This window comes from Pseudomonas sp. HUK17 (genome assembly GCF_001566765.1).
The window spans coordinates 124,309-142,493 of the sequence record NZ_LSMW01000015.1 but is presented as its reverse complement, the minus strand read 5'-3'; the positions used below and the strand labels follow the sequence as shown (position 1 = coordinate 142,493).

Annotated in this window: 18 protein-coding genes and 1 riboswitch; of the genes, 4 read left to right on the top strand and 14 right to left on the bottom strand. The window is 67.6% G+C overall.

Translation table 11 applies throughout. The features are described 5' to 3' along the window. The first annotated feature begins 69 nt into the window (after window positions 1–69). Entirely contained in the window at window positions 70–1,374 is a 1,305-nt protein-coding gene (locus tag AX284_RS10940; RefSeq protein WP_064306621.1) for an OmpP1/FadL family transporter, read from the top strand. Between the two features lie 106 nt (window positions 1,375–1,480). Here AX284_RS10940 and AX284_RS10935 read toward each other — a convergent pair whose 3' ends face one another. The 11 genes from AX284_RS10935 to cobO form a co-directional block, all read right to left on the bottom strand. Next, the gene (locus tag AX284_RS10935; RefSeq protein WP_068385370.1) at window positions 1,481–3,634 is read right to left on the bottom strand and encodes a putative bifunctional diguanylate cyclase/phosphodiesterase; all 2,154 of its coding nucleotides are present in this window, start codon (window positions 3,632–3,634) and stop codon (window positions 1,481–1,483) included. A 159-nt stretch (window positions 3,635–3,793) separates the two neighbouring features. After that, on the bottom strand, window positions 3,794–4,525 hold the full coding sequence (locus AX284_RS10930; RefSeq protein WP_068385367.1) for an adenosylcobinamide-GDP ribazoletransferase: 732 nt from the start codon (window positions 4,523–4,525) through the stop codon (window positions 3,794–3,796). Continuing rightward, window positions 4,525–5,076, bottom strand: a complete 552-nt coding sequence (locus AX284_RS10925) for a histidine phosphatase family protein (protein ID WP_017638859.1) — start codon at window positions 5,074–5,076, stop codon at window positions 4,525–4,527. Before AX284_RS10925 ends, AX284_RS10930 begins: the two co-directional genes overlap by 1 nt. Then, window positions 5,069–6,127 (bottom strand): nicotinate-nucleotide--dimethylbenzimidazole phosphoribosyltransferase, encoded by a 1,059-nt coding sequence (gene cobT, locus AX284_RS10920; RefSeq protein ID WP_068385365.1) that lies wholly within the window; start codon window positions 6,125–6,127, stop codon window positions 5,069–5,071. The genes AX284_RS10925 and cobT overlap by 8 nt, the downstream gene beginning before the upstream one ends. Continuing rightward, window positions 6,124–6,645, bottom strand: a complete 522-nt coding sequence (gene cobU / locus AX284_RS10915) for a bifunctional adenosylcobinamide kinase/adenosylcobinamide-phosphate guanylyltransferase (RefSeq protein WP_068385362.1) — start codon at window positions 6,643–6,645, stop codon at window positions 6,124–6,126. The genes cobT and cobU overlap by 4 nt, the downstream gene beginning before the upstream one ends. Continuing rightward, window positions 6,646–8,097, bottom strand: a complete 1,452-nt coding sequence (locus AX284_RS10910) for a cobyric acid synthase (protein ID WP_068385359.1) — start codon at window positions 8,095–8,097, stop codon at window positions 6,646–6,648. It abuts the gene before it with no gap. Beyond that, window positions 8,094–9,083 (bottom strand): threonine-phosphate decarboxylase CobD, encoded by a 990-nt coding sequence (gene cobD, locus AX284_RS10905; RefSeq protein WP_068385357.1) that lies wholly within the window; start codon window positions 9,081–9,083, stop codon window positions 8,094–8,096. Before cobD ends, AX284_RS10910 begins: the two co-directional genes overlap by 4 nt. After that, entirely contained in the window at window positions 9,076–9,984 is a 909-nt protein-coding gene (cbiB, locus tag AX284_RS10900; RefSeq protein ID WP_068385355.1) for an adenosylcobinamide-phosphate synthase CbiB, read from the bottom strand. The genes cobD and cbiB overlap by 8 nt, the downstream gene beginning before the upstream one ends. Next, entirely contained in the window at window positions 9,981–10,631 is a 651-nt protein-coding gene (bluB, locus tag AX284_RS10895) for a 5,6-dimethylbenzimidazole synthase (protein ID WP_017638865.1), read from the bottom strand. Before bluB ends, cbiB begins: the two co-directional genes overlap by 4 nt. After that, window positions 10,628–11,926, bottom strand: coding sequence for a cobyrinate a,c-diamide synthase (locus AX284_RS10890; protein WP_068385352.1), 1,299 nt, complete (start codon window positions 11,924–11,926; stop codon window positions 10,628–10,630). The genes bluB and AX284_RS10890 overlap by 4 nt, the downstream gene beginning before the upstream one ends. Beyond that, on the bottom strand, window positions 11,920–12,546 hold the full coding sequence (gene cobO, locus AX284_RS10885; protein WP_064306628.1) for a cob(I)yrinic acid a,c-diamide adenosyltransferase: 627 nt from the start codon (window positions 12,544–12,546) through the stop codon (window positions 11,920–11,922). Before cobO ends, AX284_RS10890 begins: the two co-directional genes overlap by 7 nt. A gap of 97 nt (window positions 12,547–12,643) precedes the next feature. Next, window positions 12,644–12,840: riboswitch (cobalamin riboswitch) on the bottom strand. A gap of 95 nt (window positions 12,841–12,935) precedes the next feature. Between cobO and AX284_RS10880 the strand changes: the two genes are divergently transcribed. Further along, a complete protein-coding gene (locus AX284_RS10880) occupies window positions 12,936–13,265 on the top strand; it encodes a four-helix bundle copper-binding protein (RefSeq protein WP_068385349.1) in 330 nt (109 codons plus the stop codon). Window positions 13,266–13,270: 5 nt separating this feature from the next. On the opposite strand, the gene AX284_RS10875 is transcribed toward AX284_RS10880, so the two are convergent. The 3 genes from AX284_RS10875 to AX284_RS10865 form a co-directional block, all read right to left on the bottom strand. Further along, the gene (locus AX284_RS10875) at window positions 13,271–14,470 is read right to left on the bottom strand and encodes a mandelate racemase/muconate lactonizing enzyme family protein (RefSeq protein ID WP_068385346.1); all 1,200 of its coding nucleotides are present in this window, start codon (window positions 14,468–14,470) and stop codon (window positions 13,271–13,273) included. A gap of 10 nt (window positions 14,471–14,480) precedes the next feature. After that, window positions 14,481–15,458 (bottom strand): 2-hydroxyacid dehydrogenase, encoded by a 978-nt coding sequence (locus tag AX284_RS10870; protein WP_068385343.1) that lies wholly within the window; start codon window positions 15,456–15,458, stop codon window positions 14,481–14,483. 91 nt (window positions 15,459–15,549) lie between these two features. Next, entirely contained in the window at window positions 15,550–16,566 is a 1,017-nt protein-coding gene (locus tag AX284_RS10865; RefSeq protein WP_068385340.1) for a LacI family DNA-binding transcriptional regulator, read from the bottom strand. 132 nt (window positions 16,567–16,698) lie between these two features. On the opposite strand from AX284_RS10865, the gene AX284_RS10860 reads away from it, so the two are divergent. Further along, window positions 16,699–17,067, top strand: a complete 369-nt coding sequence (locus AX284_RS10860) for a YggL family protein (RefSeq protein ID WP_007159230.1) — start codon at window positions 16,699–16,701, stop codon at window positions 17,065–17,067. A 225-nt stretch (window positions 17,068–17,292) separates the two neighbouring features. Continuing rightward, a complete protein-coding gene (locus AX284_RS10855) occupies window positions 17,293–18,126 on the top strand; it encodes a metallophosphoesterase family protein (protein WP_068385337.1) in 834 nt (277 codons plus the stop codon). Window positions 18,127–18,185: the final 59 nt, after the last annotated feature.

Here is an 18,185-nt window from a genome sequence, read left to right as displayed (position 1 = left end):
AGGTACTCACTCGGACTTGGGAATCCGCGGAGGTAAGCGCTTCTCGCCTTTCAATGGAGCTGCAAGAGCATGAAAACAATAAAACTGACCCTACTTGCATTGGCCGTTTCGAGCGCTTCCGGCTATGCCCTGGCGAACGGTCTGGCTATCAACGAACAGAGTGTCAGCGGGATGGGTACCTCCTTCGCCGGACGCTCTTCCTCCGCGCAGGACGCTTCCACCATCTATGGCAACCCGGCTGGCATGTCCCGCCTGGGCCGTGAGGTGTCCCTGGGTGGCGCCTACATCCACGCCAAGATCGACATCAAGGACGCCAGTGGTCGCTACGCCAACGGCCAGGCCGTGCAGGGCAGCAACGACGGCGACATGGTGCCCAACTCGGTGGTGCCCTTCGGCTATTTCGTGACGCCGGTGGATGACCGCCTGCACTTCGGCCTGGGTGTCTACGTCCCCTATGCGCTGATCAGCAACTACGAGCACGCCTTCCAGGGTCGCTACCAGGGTCAGGCGAGCAAGGTGGAAGTCATCACCATCCAGCCGACCGTCAGCTACAAGATCACCGACAAGGTGTCCGTCGGCTTTGGCCCGACCATCAACCGCATCGAAGGCAAGCTCAACAGCAACGTCAACTTCGGCAGCACCCAGGATGGCCAGGTCAAGATCGATGGCGACGACACCGCCTATGGCTTCAACGTCGGCCTGCTGGCGGACCTGACCGATGACCTGACCTTCGGCCTGACCTACCACTCCAAGGTCACCTACAAGCTCAAGGGCAACACCGAGGTGACTGGCGCCAACAGCCAGGCCAGCCCCATCACCAACGCCCTGGTCAGCCGCCTCAATGGCAAGTATGACGCCAGCCTCAACATCACCCTGCCAGAGAGCAGCGATGCCTCCTTCACCTATCGGCTGAACAACGACTGGACGATGTACGCCGGCGCCACCTGGACCCGCTGGAGTCGCCTGAAGTCGATCGACGTGGAGAACGAGGGCACCCCCACCCTGCCGGTGCTGGGCTCGCCCTTGGCAACCGTGACGGAAGAGCTCAACTGGAAGGACACCTGGTCCTACGCCATCGGCGCGGCCTATCAGCTGAATCCCCAGTGGGTGCTGCGTGCCGGCATGGCCATCGACCCCTCCCCGGCGGACAACGGCAACCGCAACGTGCGCATCCCGGTGGGCGATCGCAAGACCTTCTCGGTGGGCGCAGGCTGGTCGCCGACCAAGGACATGACCATCGATGTGGCCTATGCCTATCTGTGGGAAGACGATGTGTCGATCAATCGCCCCGCTACCTCGACCAAGGCAGGCTACAGCGCCAAATACGACAACAGCGCCCACGGCCTGGGTGCCCAGCTGACCTACCGCTTCTAAGAGCGCCAGGGTCCGTCTGCCGAAGCCGCCGCCAGGCGGCTTCGTGCTTTTCCGGATATAGAGCGAGCATCAGCTACCGGCTGCGATCACCAGCTTGACCTCTTGCCTAGGCCCGGAGCGCCCAGTAACCCTGCTCCTGCCCGGCATACCAGCGCTGGAAGTCGTCCAGCGACAGGGCACCTGCCACCAGTTGACCCTGGATCTGGTCGCAGCCGAGCTCGGTGAGGACCTGCAGCGCCTGGTGGGTCTCCACGCCTTCGGCCACCACCCGCAGGCCACGCAACTGGCCCAGCTGGACCAGCAGCCTGATCACCTCCTGATCGCCGGGTAGCTGGCAGTGCTCGATGAATTGCCGATCGATCTTCAGCTCGTCGATGGGAAAGCTGCTCAGGCAGGCCAGCGAGGAATGCCCGGCGCCGAAGTCGTCCAGCGACAATTCGAAGCCCATGGCCTTGAGCTGGCGCAGGCAGTCGAGCACCTGTACCGGATTGCTCATGGCCCGGGACTCGGTGATCTCCAGGCAGAAGCCGGCGGCCACGGCACCCGTCTCGTCCAGCAGCCGGCCGATGCGGGCGATGAAGGCTGGGTGCTCGAGGTCCAGCAGCGACAGATTGACGTTGAGTTTGAGGGCACCTAGTTGCCGCTCGCGCTGCAGGTGCATGCAACGTTCCAGTACCCAGAGCGTGATGTCGCAGATCTTGCGGCTCTGTTCGGCGATACCGACGAAGGCGTCCGGCTTGAGCAGGCCCAGTTCCGGATGCTGCCAGCGGATCAGGACTTCGGCGCCCTCGACCCGGCCATCCGGCAGCGCGATCTTGGGTTGCAGATAGAGCCGTAACTGGTCGTGATCCACGGCGAGGTCCAGGGCATCGAGCATGGCAATGCCGAGCTGCCGCTGGCGCTCCTGGTCCGGATCATGGAAGGCGAAGGGCAGCTGCCGCCGGCGCGCATCCTGCAGGGCGGTCTCGGCGTTGGCCAGCAGGGCCTCGGCGCTGGTGCCGTGTTCGGGGTAGCAGGCGATGCCGAAGGTGATGCGCAGGGATACCCGCTGATTGCCACTGACGAAGGGTTTCTCCACCAGGTTGCGCAGCGACAGCAGCGCCGCCTCCGCCGAGGCGCCGTCGAACCAGGGCAACAGCAACACGAAGGTGTCGGCGCCGATCCGCGCCACGCCGTTCTCTTCCGGCGCCGCGACCCTTAGCCGGCGGGCCAGATGACGCAGGATCTTGTCGCCGCCCTCCTGGCCAAGCAGTTCGTTGATGTTACGGAAGTTCGCCACGTCCAGCAGCAAGACGGCGAAACGCCCGGCTGCGGCGCGCTCGATGCGCTGGCGGATCTCCAGGACTAGCCGCACCTGGTTGGGCAGGCGGGTGAGCATGTCACGAAAGGCCAGCTGGCTAATGCGCCGCTCGCGCGCGGCGAGGGCGGCGCCCATCTGGTTCATGGCGCGACCCAGCCGACCGACCGGGTCCCGCCCTTCCTTGAGGCCCAGTTGATAGTCGCCATCGGCGATGCGTTCGGTGGCCTGCCCGAGGCGGGCCAGATAGCGGTTGAGGGCGCCTGCCAGTATTCGACTGACCAACGCCCCCAAGGCAAAGATGATCGCGCCTATCAGCAGCGAATCCAGCAGAGCCGACTGCTCTGCCGCTGCTATTCCTTCCATGAACATGTCCGCCCCTATGACGACTGCTTGCCCGTCCTGCCCGGGAATGGCCAGGAACAGGGAACGGAAACTGCCAAAGTTATCCTGGTATTCCGCGAAACGAGGTTGATGATCGGCAAACACGGCGCCGAGTTCCGGCGGGGCCTGATCGTAGAGCTGGCGATAGTCGCCGAAGTAGCCAACGCGGATTTCTTCCTCGTTGGCCGAATCCATGATGAAGCGAAAGCTCGAACCGTCCTTGACGAAGGCATAGAGCGACGCCAGCCCGGCCTTGCGGGCATAGCGATCCAGGGTGATCAGGGTTCGCTGGTAGCGTTCGGGATCGGCCTGGGCCGGATCCTGCAATTGGGCGAGATAGTCCTCGCCGAGAATTTCCGGCAGCGCCAAGGCCGCGCTCATCAAGCGATAGTCGATGCTCTGGCTGCTGGCATCGCGGGCCTGGCGATAGCTGTGCAGGGTAAACAACAGGGTGCCCAGGGCATCCACCAGGATGAACGCCAGAAAGAAGGTGGCGAACAGGCTGCGCGGTTTGAGGCTGAGCCGCGACGCGGGGGCGACTTCCCGGGGCGAGGCGGCGCTTTGGGGCGCATCGGGCATTGGGGCTCCTTGTCCAGTTGACGACGACTCCCTCTGGACCCGCACGTGCCGAGGTGGCTTCGCTGGGCGCGCAACCAGGCGCCTTCTTAACGGTTTAACCAGGGTCGTTCAAGGACGGAGATCGCAAAATCCCGGGTATCTCACGCTTGGGTCGATTTTTCAGCCCAGCGACAGGGCCAGCGCGACCAGCACCCCGCTCTCGGCGAGCTCCAGCAGCGCTCCGGCGGTATCGCCGGTGGTGCCGCCGAGACGCTGGCGCAGGGCACGACGCACCAGCAGCGCGACCATGGCGGTCACCAGCAGCGCGGTCACGCCCTGGGGTAGCAGGACCATACCAATGGCCCCCAGCAGCAGCACTCCCTTGAGCGCAGTCCGCGGCAGGTGGCGACTGAGCAGATCGCCGAGGCCACCGGGGCGCACATAGGGCGTGGTCAGCAACAGCCAGGGCAGCGCCAGGCGACCGGCCAGCGGCGCCAGCCACAGGCCAGCCGGCGCATGCGGTAGCAGGACGACCAGGGCGCTCCACTTGAGCAGCAGGGTCAACAGCAGCGCCAGCACGCCCATGGGGCCGCAGGCCGGATCCTTCATGATGGCCAGGGTCCGCTCGCGATCGCCATAGCCGCCGATCCAGGCATCTACCGTGTCGGCCAGGCCATCCAGGTGCAGGCCGCCGGTGAGGATCACCCAGCCGGCCAGCACCAGCGCCGCCTGCAGGAAGACGCCGCCCGCCGCGCTCAACCAGGCGATCAGGCTCAGGAGCGCGCCCAGCAGCAAGCCCACTGCGGGATACCAGAGCACCGAGCGGCCGACGGCCTCGGCGGGCGGCAGGCCGGGCAGCCGGATCGGCAGTCGCGTGAGAAACTGCACGGCGATCAGCAGCGGCAGTGGCATCAGCTCTCCTCCAGCGCCAGTGGCTGCAGGGTCGCATAGGGCGCCTCGACCTGCAGCAGGTCCTTGGCCGCCAGACCGCGCTGGCGAGCCAGCAACAGGCGGATGACGCCGCCGTGGGTGACGAGCAGACTGCGCCGCCCGTGCAGGCGTGGACGCCAGCGCGCCACCGCTCCCAGCACTCGTTCGGCGAAGGCGGCCACGGGTTCACCGCCAGGGGGGGTATAGGCATAGGGATCGGCCCAGAACAGCCCCAGGGCCTCGGCCTGGTCCTGCATGAGCTCCGCGGCGCTATGGCCTTCCCAGGCGCCGAAATCCAGTTCGCGCAGATCCGCCTCCACCATCAGTTCGGTGCCCTGCTCCGCCGCCAGCCACTCGGCGAAGCGCGCGCAGCGTTGCTGCGGCGACGTCAGGATGAGTTCGAACGGTGGCTGCGCGGCAACGGCGGCGCGCATTTGCTTCCACCCCTGTTCCGACAGGGGCGGATCGAGGCGCCCACGAAAGCCTTCGGGGCCCTCGGTGACGCCATGGCGCAGCAGCCAGCAATCAGTCATGGGCGCGACTGGAGACACTGGCTTCGGCGAAGGTGGCCATCTCGCTGTGCAGGCGGCAGGACAGTTGCAGCAGGGGAACCGCCAGGGCCGCGCCACTGCCTTCGCCGAGGCGCAGGCCGAGATCCAGCAGGGGTTCGCCGCCCAGGGCCAGCAACACCGCCGCATGACCGGGCTCGGCGCCGCAATGGGCGAACAGTAGCCAGTCGCGGGTGTCGGGCTGCAGGTGCTGGGCACAGAGCGCGGCCACCGAGCAGATGAAGCCGTCCACCAGGGTCGGCAGGCCCTGCTGGGCACAGGCCAGGTAGGCGCCGGTCAGGGCCGCCAGCTCGAAACCGCCCAGGCGGCGCAAGAGTTCATAGGGATCCTGCAGGGTATCGCCATGGCGCAACAGGGCGCGCTGGATGACCGCCACCTTGCGCGCCACGCCATCGGCGTCCAGCCCGGTCCCGGGTCCGGCCAGGGCCAGCGGCGAGGTATCCAGCAGCACACTGGCAATGGCGCTGGCGGCGGTGGTGTTGCCGATGCCCATCTCGCCGCCAATGAACAGATCGGCACCCCCGGCGCAGGCGCGCAGGACGGCGTCGCGCCCGGCCTGCAGCGCGGCCTGGCACTGGTCATGGGTCATGGCCGGGGTCAGGGTGAAGTTCGCTGTACCGCGTCCGAGCGGCAGGTCGATGACGCCGGGCAAGGCTTCCAGGGGCGTGACGGTGCCCAGGTTGATGACTTCCAGGGCCGCGTCCAACTGCCGGGCGAGCACGCTGATGGCCGCGCCGCCGCGCACGAAGTTGCGCACCATCTCGGCGGTGACGGCCTGCGGATAGGCCGAGACGCCCTCCTCCACCACCCCGTGATCACCGGCGAAGACGGCGATGGCGGTGCGCTGCAGCAGCGGCCGGGGCGTACCCTGCAGGGCGGCCAGCTGGATGGCCAGCACCTCCAGATCGCCGAGCGAACCGCTCGGCTTGGTCAATACCGTCTGCCGCTGGCGTGCGGCTTCGGCCGCGGCGGTATCGGGTTGGCGGCAGGGTCCTTGCCACCAGGGCATGCTCATAGCGGGGTTCCTTTGAGGGTCAGGGGGAGACCGGCGACGGTCAGCACCACGCGCTCGCAGCGCGCGGCAAGGGCCTGATGCAATTCGCCGGCGGCATCGACATAGCGGCGCGTCAGCTCGCCCAGCGGGACGACGCCCAGACCGGTTTCGTTGCTGACGAAGATAAGGTGGCCGGGCAACTGCGGCACGACGTCAAGCAGCTCCGCACAGGCACTGTCTAGGCGCCGGGGATCGTCGAGCAAGAGCAGATTGGTCAGCCAGAGAGTAAGGCAGTCCACCAGCAGGCAGGCATCCGGCGCCGCCAGAGCTTGCAGGCGTTCGGCCAGCGCCAGGGGTTCTTCCACCAGCGCCCAGTGCGCCGGCCGGCGGGCGGCATGACGTTCGATGCGCCGCGCCAGTTCGGCGTCGCTGCCGCCGGCGGTGGCGATATAGGTGACGGCAAGGCCGGACTCGGCGGCCAGGCGCTCGGCCAGGGCGCTCTTGCCGGAGCGAGCGCCACCGAGGACGAATTCGCGCATCTAGAGCTCGCAGAGGGCGCGCAGGCGCCCGGTGTCCAAATGATGCTCGACCAGATCGGCCAGGCGCTCCAGATCCCGTTCGCGCAGAGCGTGGTAGTCCAGTTGCTGGGGTTCGGCGAGACCCGCCCAGCGCAGCAGGGCAACGCTGGCGGCGGGCGACTCGAACAGGCCGTGCAGGTAGGTGCCCAGCACCTGGCCGTCGTCGCTGAGGCTGCCATCGACGCGACCATCGGCGAAGCGCAGCACAGGACGCGCCAGCGCCGCGCCCTGGCTGACGCCGGCATGGATCTCGTAGCCGGCCACCTCGGCGTCGCCGTCGCTCAGCCAGCCGTGCACGTTGCGCAGCTGCTTTTCCGCCGCCAGTTCGGTGGTCATGGCCAAGAGGCCCAGACCGGCGCTGTCGCCGGGCGTGCCCTCCAGGCCGAGGGGATCGGCGATCCGCTCGCCGAGCATCTGGAAGCCGCCGCAGATGCCCAGCACCCGCCCGCCGTATCTCAGGTGACGGACGATGGCCTTGTCCCAGCCCTGGGCGCGCAGAAAGGCGAGATCGCTACGCACGCTCTTGGAGCCGCCCAGGATGATCAGATCCGCTGCGGGCAGTTCCTCACCCTGGCGGACGAAGAGCAGCTCCACCTGGGGATGCAGACGCAAGGGATCGAAGTCGGTGTGATTACTCAGCCGCGGCATCACCGGTACCGCCACCCGCAGCCGCGGACCTTGCTTGGCGACCTGGCCAGTGGCCAGGCGATCCTCGGCTTCCAGGTGCAGGTCGTGCAGATAGGGCAACACGCCCATTACCGGCTTGCCGGTGCGGGCTTCGAGCCAGTCCAAGCCCGGCTGCAGCAGGGCCAGGTCGCCGCGAAAGCGATTGATGATGAAGCCGGCGACGCGCGCCTGCTCGCTGGGCTCGAGCAGGTCCAGGGTGCCGACCAGATGGGCGAAGACGCCGCCACGGTCGATGTCGGCCACCAGCAGCACCGGGCAGTCCACCGCCTCGGCGAAGCCCATGTTGGCGATGTCGCCCTGGCGCAGGTTGATCTCGGCCGGCGAACCGGCGCCCTCCACCAGTACCACCTGATAGCCTTCGGCCAGTCGGGCATGGGACGCCAGCACCGCCTCCCGGGCTATCGGCTTGTAGGCGTGATAGGCCTTGGCGTCCATGCTGGTGACGGCACGGCCATGGATGATCACCTGGGCACCGACGTCGGTGTTGGGCTTGAGCAGCACCGGATTCATGTCGGTATGGGGCGCCAGGCCACAGGCCTGGGCCTGGACCGCCTGGGCGCGGCCGATCTCGCCGCCATCGGCAGTCACGGCGCTGTTGAGCGCCATGTTCTGCGGCTTGAAGGGCACCACGGCCACGCCCTGGCGATAGAGCCAGCGGCACAGGGCGGCTACCAGGGTGCTCTTGCCGGCGTCGGAGGTGGTGCCCTGCACCATCAGCGTACTCATAGGGGGCTCCGGTATCCGGCTAGACCGGCGTCCAGCCGCTGCCAACCCGACTCGTCGCCGGGCAGGCCGACTCTCAGGGCGCCAAGCGCGGGGAACAGGCGGGTCAGGATGGCCTGGCGGGCCAGGTGTTCATGCAGGGCTGCGGCATCGGGACGCCGCAGCAATTGAAACAGGGCACAGCCGCCGCTGGGTGCCAGGGCGTGTCGGACGACCAACGCGGCCAGGCGCTCGCCCGCCTGCAGCAGCGCCTCGCGCTGACGCTGCTGGCCCTGCTGATCGGCCAGCAGTTGCCGGGCGAGATAGCGGCTGGGGCCGTTCACCGTCCAGGGCCCGAGGTGCTCGTCGAGGCGCGCCAAGAGTGCTGGCGCCGCCAGCACGAAGCCCAGGCGCATCCCGGCCAGCCCAAAGAACTTGCCAAAGGAGCGCAGGACGATCAGCCCGGGCAGATCGCTGAAAGGCGCCAGACTCGCCGCCGGAGTGGGATCCATGAAGGCCTCGTCCACCACCAGCCAGGCGCCACGGCGTTCGAGCCGGGCGTGCCAGTCCAGCAGGCGGGCTGGCGACAGGCGCTGCCCGGTGGGATTGTTGGGATTGACCACCACCACCACGTCCAGCTGGTCGAGGTGGGTCGCGATCTGATCTTCGCTCCACTCCAGCACCTCGTGCCCGGCGCGTTGCCAGGCCAGGGCGTGCTCGGCATAGCAAGGTGCCAGCACCGCGACCCGCGCGGGCGGGCGCAGAGTCGGCAGCGCCTGGATGGCCGCCTGGGAGCCGGCCACTGGCAACAGCGCGGCGGCCCGGTAACAGGCACAGGCGGCTTCCACCAGACCATCGTCGGGCTCCGGCAGCCGGGCCCAGGCGCTGGCGGGAATCTCCGGCAGCGGCCAGGGCCAGGGGGCCAGACCGGTGGACAGATCCAGCCAGTCGGCCAGGGGAATGTCGTAGGTGCGCGCCGCGCGCCTCAGGCGACCGCCGTGCTCAAGCAAGCAGCAGCCCTCCCAGGGCGATCAGCAGGGTCCACAGCCAGGCACCACGGCGCACCAGCTTGAGGGCGCGGGTGATGGCCAGGAAGGTCGGCGCCGGACCGCGACCCAGCACCGGGCGCTCGTGCCACTCGCCATGGTAGCGGGCCGCGCCGCCGAGGCTCACGCCCATGGCGCCGGCACCGGCCGCCATCACCGGGCCGGCGTTGGGGCTGTCCCACAGCGGCGCCTGGGTGCGCCAGCTTTCGATGGCGCTCCAGAAGCGGCCAAGGCCGGCATAGGTCAGGGCCACCAGGCGCGCGGGAATATAGTTGAGGACGTCGTCCAGACGCGCCGCGGCCCAGCCGAAACGCTCCAGGCGCGGCGTGCGATAGCCCCACATGGCGTCCAGGGTATTGGCCAGGCGATAGAGCACCACGCCTGGCGCCCCCAGCAGGGCGAACCAGAACAAGGCGGCGAAGACGGCGTCACTGCCATTCTCCAGCACTGATTCGGTGGCGGCGCGGGCCACGGCGGTCTCGTCCAGCTCGCCCGTTTCGCGACTGACCAGGTAACCGACGCGGCGACGCGCCTCGGGCAGATTGTTGCGTTGCAGGGCACGCGCTACCGGTTCGGCATGCTCGCCCAGACTGCGCAGTCCCACCGCCAGATACAGCGCCAGGGGCTGGATGATCCAGGCCAGCCAGCCGATCTGGCAGAGCAAGGCGGTGAGCAGCACCCAGGGCAGCACCGCCAGGCTCCAGGCCATCACCCCATGACTGCGCCAACCGCGGCCACCGGGATTGAAACGGGCTTCCAGGCTGTCGGCCAGGCGACCGAACAGCACCAGAGGATGGGCACGGCGGGGTTCGCCGAACAGTAGGTCAAGCAGCATGCCGCCGACGACCGCGAAGGCCAGCATCATGGCTTCTGGCCCCAGCGATTCTCGAAGACCAGTTCTTCCAGCGGCCGGCCCTGACGCCAGCCCTCCTCTTCCAGCATGGGTCGCGGATAGAAAGCTTCCACCGGCCCCAGGCAGAGGATGGCCGCCGGCTGGGAGCCTTCGGGCATCTCCAGCAGGTTGCGCACGGCTTCCGGTTCGAACAGCGACACCCAGCCCATGCCGAGGCCTTCGCAGCGCGCCGCCAGCCAGAGATTCTGGATGGCGCAGGACAGCGAGGCGAGGTCCATTTCCGGGAGGGTACGGCGACCGAAGACATGGGCTTCGCGGCCGTCCATGAGGGCCGCCACCAGCACCTCGGCGCAATCGAGGATGCCCTGCACCTTGAGCTTCATGAAGTCGTCGCTGCGCTCGCCGAGCGCTTCGGCGGTGGCGCAACGTTCTTCCTCCACCAGCTCGTGCAGGCGCTGGCGCAGGGCTGGATCGCTGATGCGCAGGAAGCGCCAGGGTTGCATCAACCCGACACTGGGGGCCTGGTGCGCAGCACCCAGCAGCCGGGCCAGTTGTTCGGGAGGTACCTCGCCACCGCAGAAATGGCGCATGTCGCGGCGCTCGGCGATGGCTCGGTAGACGGCGGCTTGTTCGGCGGGGGTATAGGGGGTCGTGGTCACGGCTTGAGCATCGCGGCGGCCGCGGCGGGTGCCGACGGCATGTAGAAGTGAATATAGCTGGCGGTGAGGCGACCGTCGCGGTAGACCGCCTCGGCGACCGCCTTGCCATTGGGACACAGCCCGCGCGCCCAGGGCGCCTCGGGCGACTCCAGGGCGGAGTGGTGATAGGTGTGGCCGCGCAAGGTGCCCTGCTCGAATTCCACCGATTGCAGCGCCAGCGCCGTCAGGCGCGTCTGCATTCGCGCGCTGCCGGGCAGCAGCCCGAGCAGGCTGGCGGATTCGCCGGCCTTGTCGGTGAGTTCGTCGAGCAGATAGAGCATGCCGCCGCACTCGGCGAGGATCGGCTTGCCGGCGGCGTGATGGGCGCGGATGGCCGCGCGCATGCCCAGATTGTTGGACAACGTCTGCAGGTGCAGCTCGGGATAGCCCCCGGGCAGATAGAGGCTGTCCACCTCCGGCAGCGTCGGATCAGCGAGCACGGAAAAGAACTGCAGCTCGGCGCCCAGGGCGCGCAGCAAGTCCAGATTGGCCTGGTAGAGAAACGCCAGGGCCGCATCGCGGGCCACGCCGATGCGCACCCCCGCCAGCAGCGGCTCGACCACGGCCGGTTCCGGCGCGGCGAAGGCCACCGGCGCTGGCAATTCGATGTCGGAACTGGCACCCAGGGCGTCGGCCGCCATGTCCAGACGGCGATCCAGGTCGGTGACCTCGTCGGCCTGGATCAGCCCCAGGTGACGACTGGGCAACTCGATGCCGGCATCGCGCGGCAGGCTACCGAAGAAGGTCATGCCCGCCGGCAGGCTGCCGCGGATCAACTGGGTCTGCCGCGGACTGCCACTGCGATTGGCCAGCACCCCGGCGAAGGGCAGGCTCGGCCGATAGTGGGCCAGGCCATAGGCCAGGGCACCAAAGGTCTGCGCCAGGCCCGCGGCGTCGATCACCCCCAGCACCGGTACGCCAAAGCGCTCGGCCAGGTCCGCCGCCGACGGCTGCCCGTCGAACAGCCCCATGACGCCTTCGATGAGGATGAGGTCCGCCTCCGCCGCCGCTTCCCATAACAGGCGCCGACTCTCGGCCTCGCCTATCATCCACAGATCGAGCTGGTAGACCGGTGCGCCGCTGGCGCGGGCCAGGATCATCGGATCGAGAAAGTCCGGACCGCACTTGAACACCCGCACCCGTCGCCCCTGGCGGGCATGCAGCCGGGCCAGGGCGGCGGTGACGCTGGTCTTGCCCTGCCCGGAGGCCGGAGCGGCGATCAGCAGCGCCGGGCAGTGCCGCGTATCCCCTACCATTCGATGCCCTGCTGGGCGCGGACGCCGGACTGGAAGGCATGCTTGACCAGACTCATGTCGGTCACGGTGTCGGCGGCCTCGATCAGCGCCGGCGGGGCGCCGCGGCCGGTCACCACCACGTGCTGGTGCGCCGGACGTCCGGCCAGATCGGCCAGCACCTGATCGACGTCCAGATAGCCGTGCTTGAAGGCGATGTTGAGTTCATCCAGCAGTACCAGGCCGATGGCTGGATCGCGCAGGAGCTCCACCGCCACAGCCCAGGCGGCGGCAGCCGACTGCAGGTCGCGGGCACGATCCTGGGTGTCCCAGGTGAAGCCCTCGCCCATGACGTGGTAGCGCACCTCGTCGGGGAAGCGCTTGAAGAAGAGTTGCTCGCCGGTGTCACGACGGCCCTTGATGAACTGCACCACGCCCACCTGCATGCCATGGCCGAGGGCGCGCGCCGCCATGCCGAAGGCGGAGCTGCTCTTGCCCTTGCCGATGCCGGTATGCACCAGCAGCAGGCCACGCTCGTCCTGGGCGTCGGCGATACGGGCGTCGATCACCGCCTTCTTGCGCACCATGCGCGCGCGGTGGCGTTCGTCGCGCTCGGGGCTGGTCGAATCGGGGGTGTCGGTCATGGGGCGGTTCTCCAGGTGCGGGCGCGGCGGAGAAACGGGCAGAGACGCCACCCGCGCAAGGCAGATGGCGACGCCGCGCGAAGCCCTCCGCATCGCCGAGATGAGCGCAAGCGTGGCCGGTCTCCGGGCTGGTGAGCCGATGCCTGGTGGCATCCGCCGCGCCCCTTCCCGGCCAGGGCCAGTGGGCATCGCGCAGCTACTGCTCAACTACCGTTGCGGGGGCAGCGCCGGCTCGACCGGCTTCCCTGTTTCACCCCGCTCCAGGCGGGGCACCACGTGCAAGGGCGCAGGGTACGGACTAGCCGGGAGAGCGTCAATCGATGGCACCGCCCGAACTCGGCGTCGAGCGGACGGGTCCACCCTAAGCACCCACCGCCAGGAGCTACCGGATGAACGATGCCACCCTCGCCGCCTGCATCAAGGCCTGCCTCGACTGCGCCGCCGCCTGCGAAACCTGCGCCAGCGCCTGCCTGGGCGAAGCCAATCTGGACATGATGCGCGACTGCGTCCGCCTGGATCGCGACTGCGCCGACGCCTGTCGCCTGGCCGCCACCTTCATGCAGCGCGGCAGCGATCGCGTCGCCGAAGCCTGCGCCCTGTGCCTGGCCACCTGCCGCGCCTGCGCCGCCGAATGTAGCAAGCACAAGGCCGATCACTGCCAGGCCTGCGCTCGGGCCTGTGAAGCCTGCGCCGATGCCTGCGCGGCCTTGGCCGCCTGAACCCCTTACCGCGCTGATACCCGCCCGATCCGGTCCGGCCGCTGACGCAGCGCCGGATGCAGGGCGGTGCCCAGGCCCGGTGCGGTTGGCGGTAGCAGCCAGCCATGCTCCAGTACCGGCAGCTCGGTGACCAGCTCACGATAGAAGCCCGCCAGATAGGCTCGCACCACTTCCTGAAAGATGGCATTGGCTGAGGCCAACCCCAGATGCAGCGAGGCCATCAGCACCACCGGCCCGGTGCAGTCGTGCGGGGCGATGGGCTTCTGATAGGCCTCGGCCAAGGTGGCGATCTTGCGCGCCTCGCTCAGTCCTCCGCACCAGGACAGGTCCACCATCACATAGTCCAGCGCATCGGCCGCCAGCAGATCGCGGAAGGCGCCGCGCATCGCCAGGGTCTCGCTGCCGCAGACCGGAATGCCCGCCAGCCGCCGGAAATCCGCCAACCCCTGAACGTGATCCATCTTGATCGGATCTTCCGCCCAGAAGATGTTGTAGTCCTTGAGTGCTCGGGCGATCTGCAGGGCGCAGGTTGGATTCCACAAGGAATGGAATTCGCACATCACCTCGATGCCATCGCCGACCGCCTCCCGGATGCGCGCGAAGGGCTCCAGACCCTGGCGCAAATCGGTGCTGGACAGATACTGACCGCCACTGGCCAGGGCGAAGGCATCGAAGGGCCAGATCTTCATGGCGGCAAACCCTTCGTCCACCAGACTCTGGGCCAGTTCACCGGGGTTTTCCACCACCGCCACCTGATCGTCGTAGCGCCCGGCCACGCGGGCCTCGCCCTTGGCGATCAGCCGGCGCTGGTCACCACCGGTATTGAAGTTGGGACTGGCGCAGGTGTTATAGGCGCGCATCCGCTCGTGGACCTGGCCACCCAGCAGCTGATGGATGGGCACGCCCATAGTCTGGCCGAACAGGTCCCAGAGGGCGATGTCCAGCGCCGAAGCCGCTCGGGTTTCCACGCCGCTGCCGTTGAAGCCCAGATAGCCACGCAGCAGCGCCCGGCTGTGGGCTTCGATCTGTAGGGGATCGCGACCCAGCAGCAGCGGCGCGCAAAGCGAGTGGATCTGCGCCTCCACCGCTTCGGCGCCACGAAAGGTCTCACCCAGGCCAATCAGGCCGCTGTCGGTGTGGATCTCCACCCAGAGCAGATTGGGCAATTGCGTGAGCCTGGTGGTTTCGATACGAGTGATGCGCATGGCGCCTCCTCTAGCGCGGTCCGTGGACCTGATTGAGCAGCGTTTCGTCCCGCCGCAGGCGTTCGATGTTGGCGGCGATGAAGGCATAGCGGCGCGCGAACAGCCCGTGGGTCCAACCCGAGACATGCGGCGTGCAGACGGCATTGGGCAGTTCTTCGAAGCGATGCCGTGCGGGTGCCACGAGATCGCCTTCGCCACTGGGGTAGCGGTACCAGACGTCCAGGTACGCCTTGGCGATGCGCCGGTCGGCGAGCGCCTGATAGAGGGCGTCTTCTTCCACCACCGCCGCCCGTGCCAGGTTCAGCAGCACGGCCTCCGGCCGCATGGCGGCGAACTGGGCAGCGCCGAAACAGCCCCGGGTAGTCTCGTCCAGCGGACAGGCCAGTACTACGTAATCGGCCAGGCCCAGGGCCTCGTTCAGCGCCTCGGGCGCAAGGGCAGCATCGGCCCCGGCGGGCACCCGGCCGTCGCGGGCACTACGGGTGATGGCCAGGATGCGCATACCGAAGGCCCGCGCCCGCTGCGCCACCGCCTGGCCGATCCTGCCAAAACCCAGGATCGCCAGGGTCCTGCCCTGCAACTCACCACGCGGCTGGCGCCCCAGATAGGCATTGGTCCAGCGCTCGCTGGCGAAGTCCGCCTGGGCCTCACCCAGGCGCACCTCATGATCCAGCAGGCAGGCCAGGGCGTATTCGGCCATGGGAATCTCGTGCTCGAAGACGTTGCAGACGCGACAGTCCGCTGCCAGCACTCCGAAATCGATGCCATCGAGGCCAGCGCCAGGTACCTGCAGCAGCCGTACCCTGGGCGCCCGCGTTGAACGCTGCAGACGCATAGCGACCAGGACATCGGCGCCCTCGATTCGCTCGTCCCAGGCGGCTGATGCGTGGGCTTCCCGAGGCAAGGTAATAAAGGTGGCCGGGCTGGTCAGGTCCCTGGCGAGTGTCTCCTGGTGCGTGGCGGCTTCGCCAATCATCACGATCTTCATCCGGCTCCTCCCCCTGCTGAGAAAAAATGGTACCGCTACCATTTTTATTACCCTAGCGCCCAAGGAGTCGTCTGACAACCGCAATCTGTTCTTAGGCGCTAGCGCGCTCGATCCACGCGACACCCAGGTCGTGCTGCTGCGGCGCTCCATCACTACCCGCCAGACGGGCCAACAACAGTTCCGCTGCCGTGTGCCCCAAGGCCGTGGCATCCACCCGTATCGTGGTCAAGGCAGGCAGGGTATGGGCCGCGAAGGCCATATCGCCGAAACCGATCACCGCCACGTCGCCGGGCACCGCCAGCCCCTGCGCCAGGGCCTCGGTCAGCACGCCATGGGCCAGGGTGTCGGAGGTGCAGACCACCAGCAGCGGCCGCACCTTGGTTTGGGCGAGCAGCTGGCACAGGGCTTGGCGCCCCTGCTCCAGGCTGGGCAGTCCGGTGAATAGCGCCGGCGCCGTCTCGGCGATGCCGAGGGTGGCCAGGGCCTGACTCAATGACAGACGTCGCCGGGTACCGCGGGGATCGTCCACCGCCACCTGGGCGACCTGGGCATAGCCGCCAGCGTTCGCCCGCTTGGCCAGCAGGGCACCCACTGCCTCGTGGTGAAACCCTACCGCCTGATCGATGGGCTCAGCGCTGAGATCCCAGGTTTCCACCACCGGCACACCCGCCGCCTGGAGCCGGGCACGGCTGGCCGGCGTGTGATCAACGCCGGTCAGGATCAGGCCATCCGGCCGCCGACTGAGAATGGTCGCCAGAAGCGCCTCTTCATGCCTGGGATCGTGGCCAGTGACGCCCAGCAACACCTGATACCCGGCCTGGGCCAGTCGCTCGGCCACCGCCTGGTAGCTGTCGGCGAACAGCGGATTGGTCAGCATGGGCACCAGCACCGCCACCAGCCGACTGCGATTGGAGGCCAAGGCCCCAGCCACCAGGTTGGGCATGTAGCCGCTTGCTGCTATGGCGGTAAGTACCCGCTCACGGGTGGCCGCCTTGACGCTTGCGGGCGCGTTCACTACCCGCGAGACCGTGATCGGCGCGACGCCGGCCAGGCTGGCCACATCGCGGATGGTCACGCTACCGGAGCGGCTTCTCGTCTTGCCCGTCATCCTTCCACCCCTGCGCGCTCTGGTCGCAGCCAAAACCACCATGCTAACCGGCCCTCCTGGCGGCCACCATTGGCATTACCCGTCGACGCCAGGGATAATGCCCGCCCTTTCATCGATATCCAGGCCTTCGCCATGACCGATACCAACCAAGATCCCCGTTTGAGCCGCATGAAGCGTCGCCTGCGCAAGAAGCAGTACCTGGGTGAATTCCAGGAACTGGCCTTCGAAATCAAGGTGAGCTTCAAGAACGAACTCAGCGAAGACGACCTGGACACCTTCCTCGGCGACTTCATCGACTACGTCGAAGAGCGCAAGCTGGACTACATCGGTGGCTTCGACAACGCCTGGGTCGAAGGCACCATCATGGCCAACAAGCGCTACACCTCGCCCACCGCGGAAGACCGTACCGCTCTGCTGGACTGGCTCAAGGCCCGCGCCGAAGTTGGCGAAGCCAATGCCTCCGAGTTGCATGACGCCTGGCACCACGACGGCGAAGTCTAAGAGACTGTTCGAAGGCGGCTGCGTGTCGGCCAAACGGCGTTGAAAATGGCTTCGGAATGCTCGTTTACCACTCGTAAACGCTGCTTCCTCAGCCATTTTCGCGGGGCCGCCTAGGCTTGTGTGGCTCTAGCTCGCGAGCCTTGGAACAGCCTCTGGGCAACCCTCGTCGGATAGCTTGGCGCCCGTTGCGGTCGTAAAGGGGAATCCGTTGGAAACCAGGTCCTCATGACGACCCTTCTGCAAATCTCCGATACCCACTTCGGCACCGAGCAACCTGCTGTGGTCGCGGCCCTGGAAGCCCATGTCCGCGAACACGGCGCCGATGTCCTCATCCTTTCCGGGGACATCACCCAGCGCGCCCGGCGCGAGCAATTCGCTGCCGCCAAGACCTTCATCGAACGCCTGGAAAGCTACGGTATCCCGCGTACCCTGGTGATCCCGGGCAATCACGACCTGCCGCTGTACAACCTCTTCACCCGTTTCCTGATGCCCTATGGCAACTATCGCCGCCATTTCGGTCAGGAGTTGGAACCCAGTTTCGAGAACGACGAGCTGCTGCTGGTCGGGCTCAACACCACCGCCCCGCAACGCCACAAGGATGGCGCGGTGAGTGCCGAGCAGATCGAGCGGGTGGCCGAACGCCTGCGCCGCGCCGGTCCCGGCAAGCTGCGCATCGTCATCGCCCACCAGCCCTTTGGCGCCCTCGAACTCAGTGACCTGAGCAATTTGCAGCACAACGCCGATCACGCCCTTGCCACCTGGGCCGATGCCGGCCTGGATCTGGTGATGGGGGGGCATATCCACCTGCCCTATGTGCTGCCCTTGAGTCGCCAGTACCCTACCCTGCCCCGCGAGGTCTGGATCGTTCAGGCCGGCACCGCGCTTTCTTCGCGCGTGCGGGGCACCTCGCCCAACTCCTTCAACCGCCTGTTGGTCGGTGAAGGCGCGGAAAAGACCGTGGACGTGGAACGCTGGGATTTCCATGGCGATCGTTTCATGGTCGGCGAGCGTCACGAACTGCGCTGGCATGCCGCCCAGGATGCCCTGGCGGAGACCTGAGGCGTCCACGCGGAGCGCCGATGCGCGCTCCTGCGCACTTCCAGCCAAGGAAATTGATT

Coding starts and splice junctions, on each gene's coding strand:
- AX284_RS10940 (WP_064306621.1), top strand. CDS start 70: ATGAAAACAATAAAACTGACCCTACTTGCATTGGCCGTTTCGAGCGCT.
- AX284_RS10935 (WP_068385370.1), bottom strand. CDS start 3,634: ATGCCCGATGCGCCCCAAAGCGCCGCCTCGCCCCGGGAAGTCGCCCCC.
- AX284_RS10930 (WP_068385367.1), bottom strand. CDS start 4,525: ATGCCACTGCCGCTGCTGATCGCCGTGCAGTTTCTCACGCGACTGCCG.
- AX284_RS10925 (WP_017638859.1), bottom strand. CDS start 5,076: ATGACTGATTGCTGGCTGCTGCGCCATGGCGTCACCGAGGGCCCCGAA.
- cobT (WP_068385365.1), bottom strand. CDS start 6,127: ATGAGCATGCCCTGGTGGCAAGGACCCTGCCGCCAACCCGATACCGCC.
- cobU (WP_068385362.1), bottom strand. CDS start 6,645: ATGCGCGAATTCGTCCTCGGTGGCGCTCGCTCCGGCAAGAGCGCCCTG.
- AX284_RS10910 (WP_068385359.1), bottom strand. CDS start 8,097: ATGAGTACGCTGATGGTGCAGGGCACCACCTCCGACGCCGGCAAGAGC.
- cbiB (WP_068385355.1), bottom strand. CDS start 9,984: ATGATGCTGGCCTTCGCGGTCGTCGGCGGCATGCTGCTTGACCTACTG.
- AX284_RS10890 (WP_068385352.1), bottom strand. CDS start 11,926: ATGGTAGGGGATACGCGGCACTGCCCGGCGCTGCTGATCGCCGCTCCG.
- cobO (WP_064306628.1), bottom strand. CDS start 12,546: ATGACCGACACCCCCGATTCGACCAGCCCCGAGCGCGACGAACGCCAC.
- AX284_RS10880 (WP_068385349.1), top strand. CDS start 12,936: ATGAACGATGCCACCCTCGCCGCCTGCATCAAGGCCTGCCTCGACTGC.
- AX284_RS10875 (WP_068385346.1), bottom strand. CDS start 14,470: ATGCGCATCACTCGTATCGAAACCACCAGGCTCACGCAATTGCCCAAT.
- AX284_RS10870 (WP_068385343.1), bottom strand. CDS start 15,458: ATGAAGATCGTGATGATTGGCGAAGCCGCCACGCACCAGGAGACACTC.
- AX284_RS10865 (WP_068385340.1), bottom strand. CDS start 16,566: ATGACGGGCAAGACGAGAAGCCGCTCCGGTAGCGTGACCATCCGCGAT.
- AX284_RS10860 (WP_007159230.1), top strand. CDS start 16,699: ATGACCGATACCAACCAAGATCCCCGTTTGAGCCGCATGAAGCGTCGC.
- AX284_RS10855 (WP_068385337.1), top strand. CDS start 17,293: ATGACGACCCTTCTGCAAATCTCCGATACCCACTTCGGCACCGAGCAA.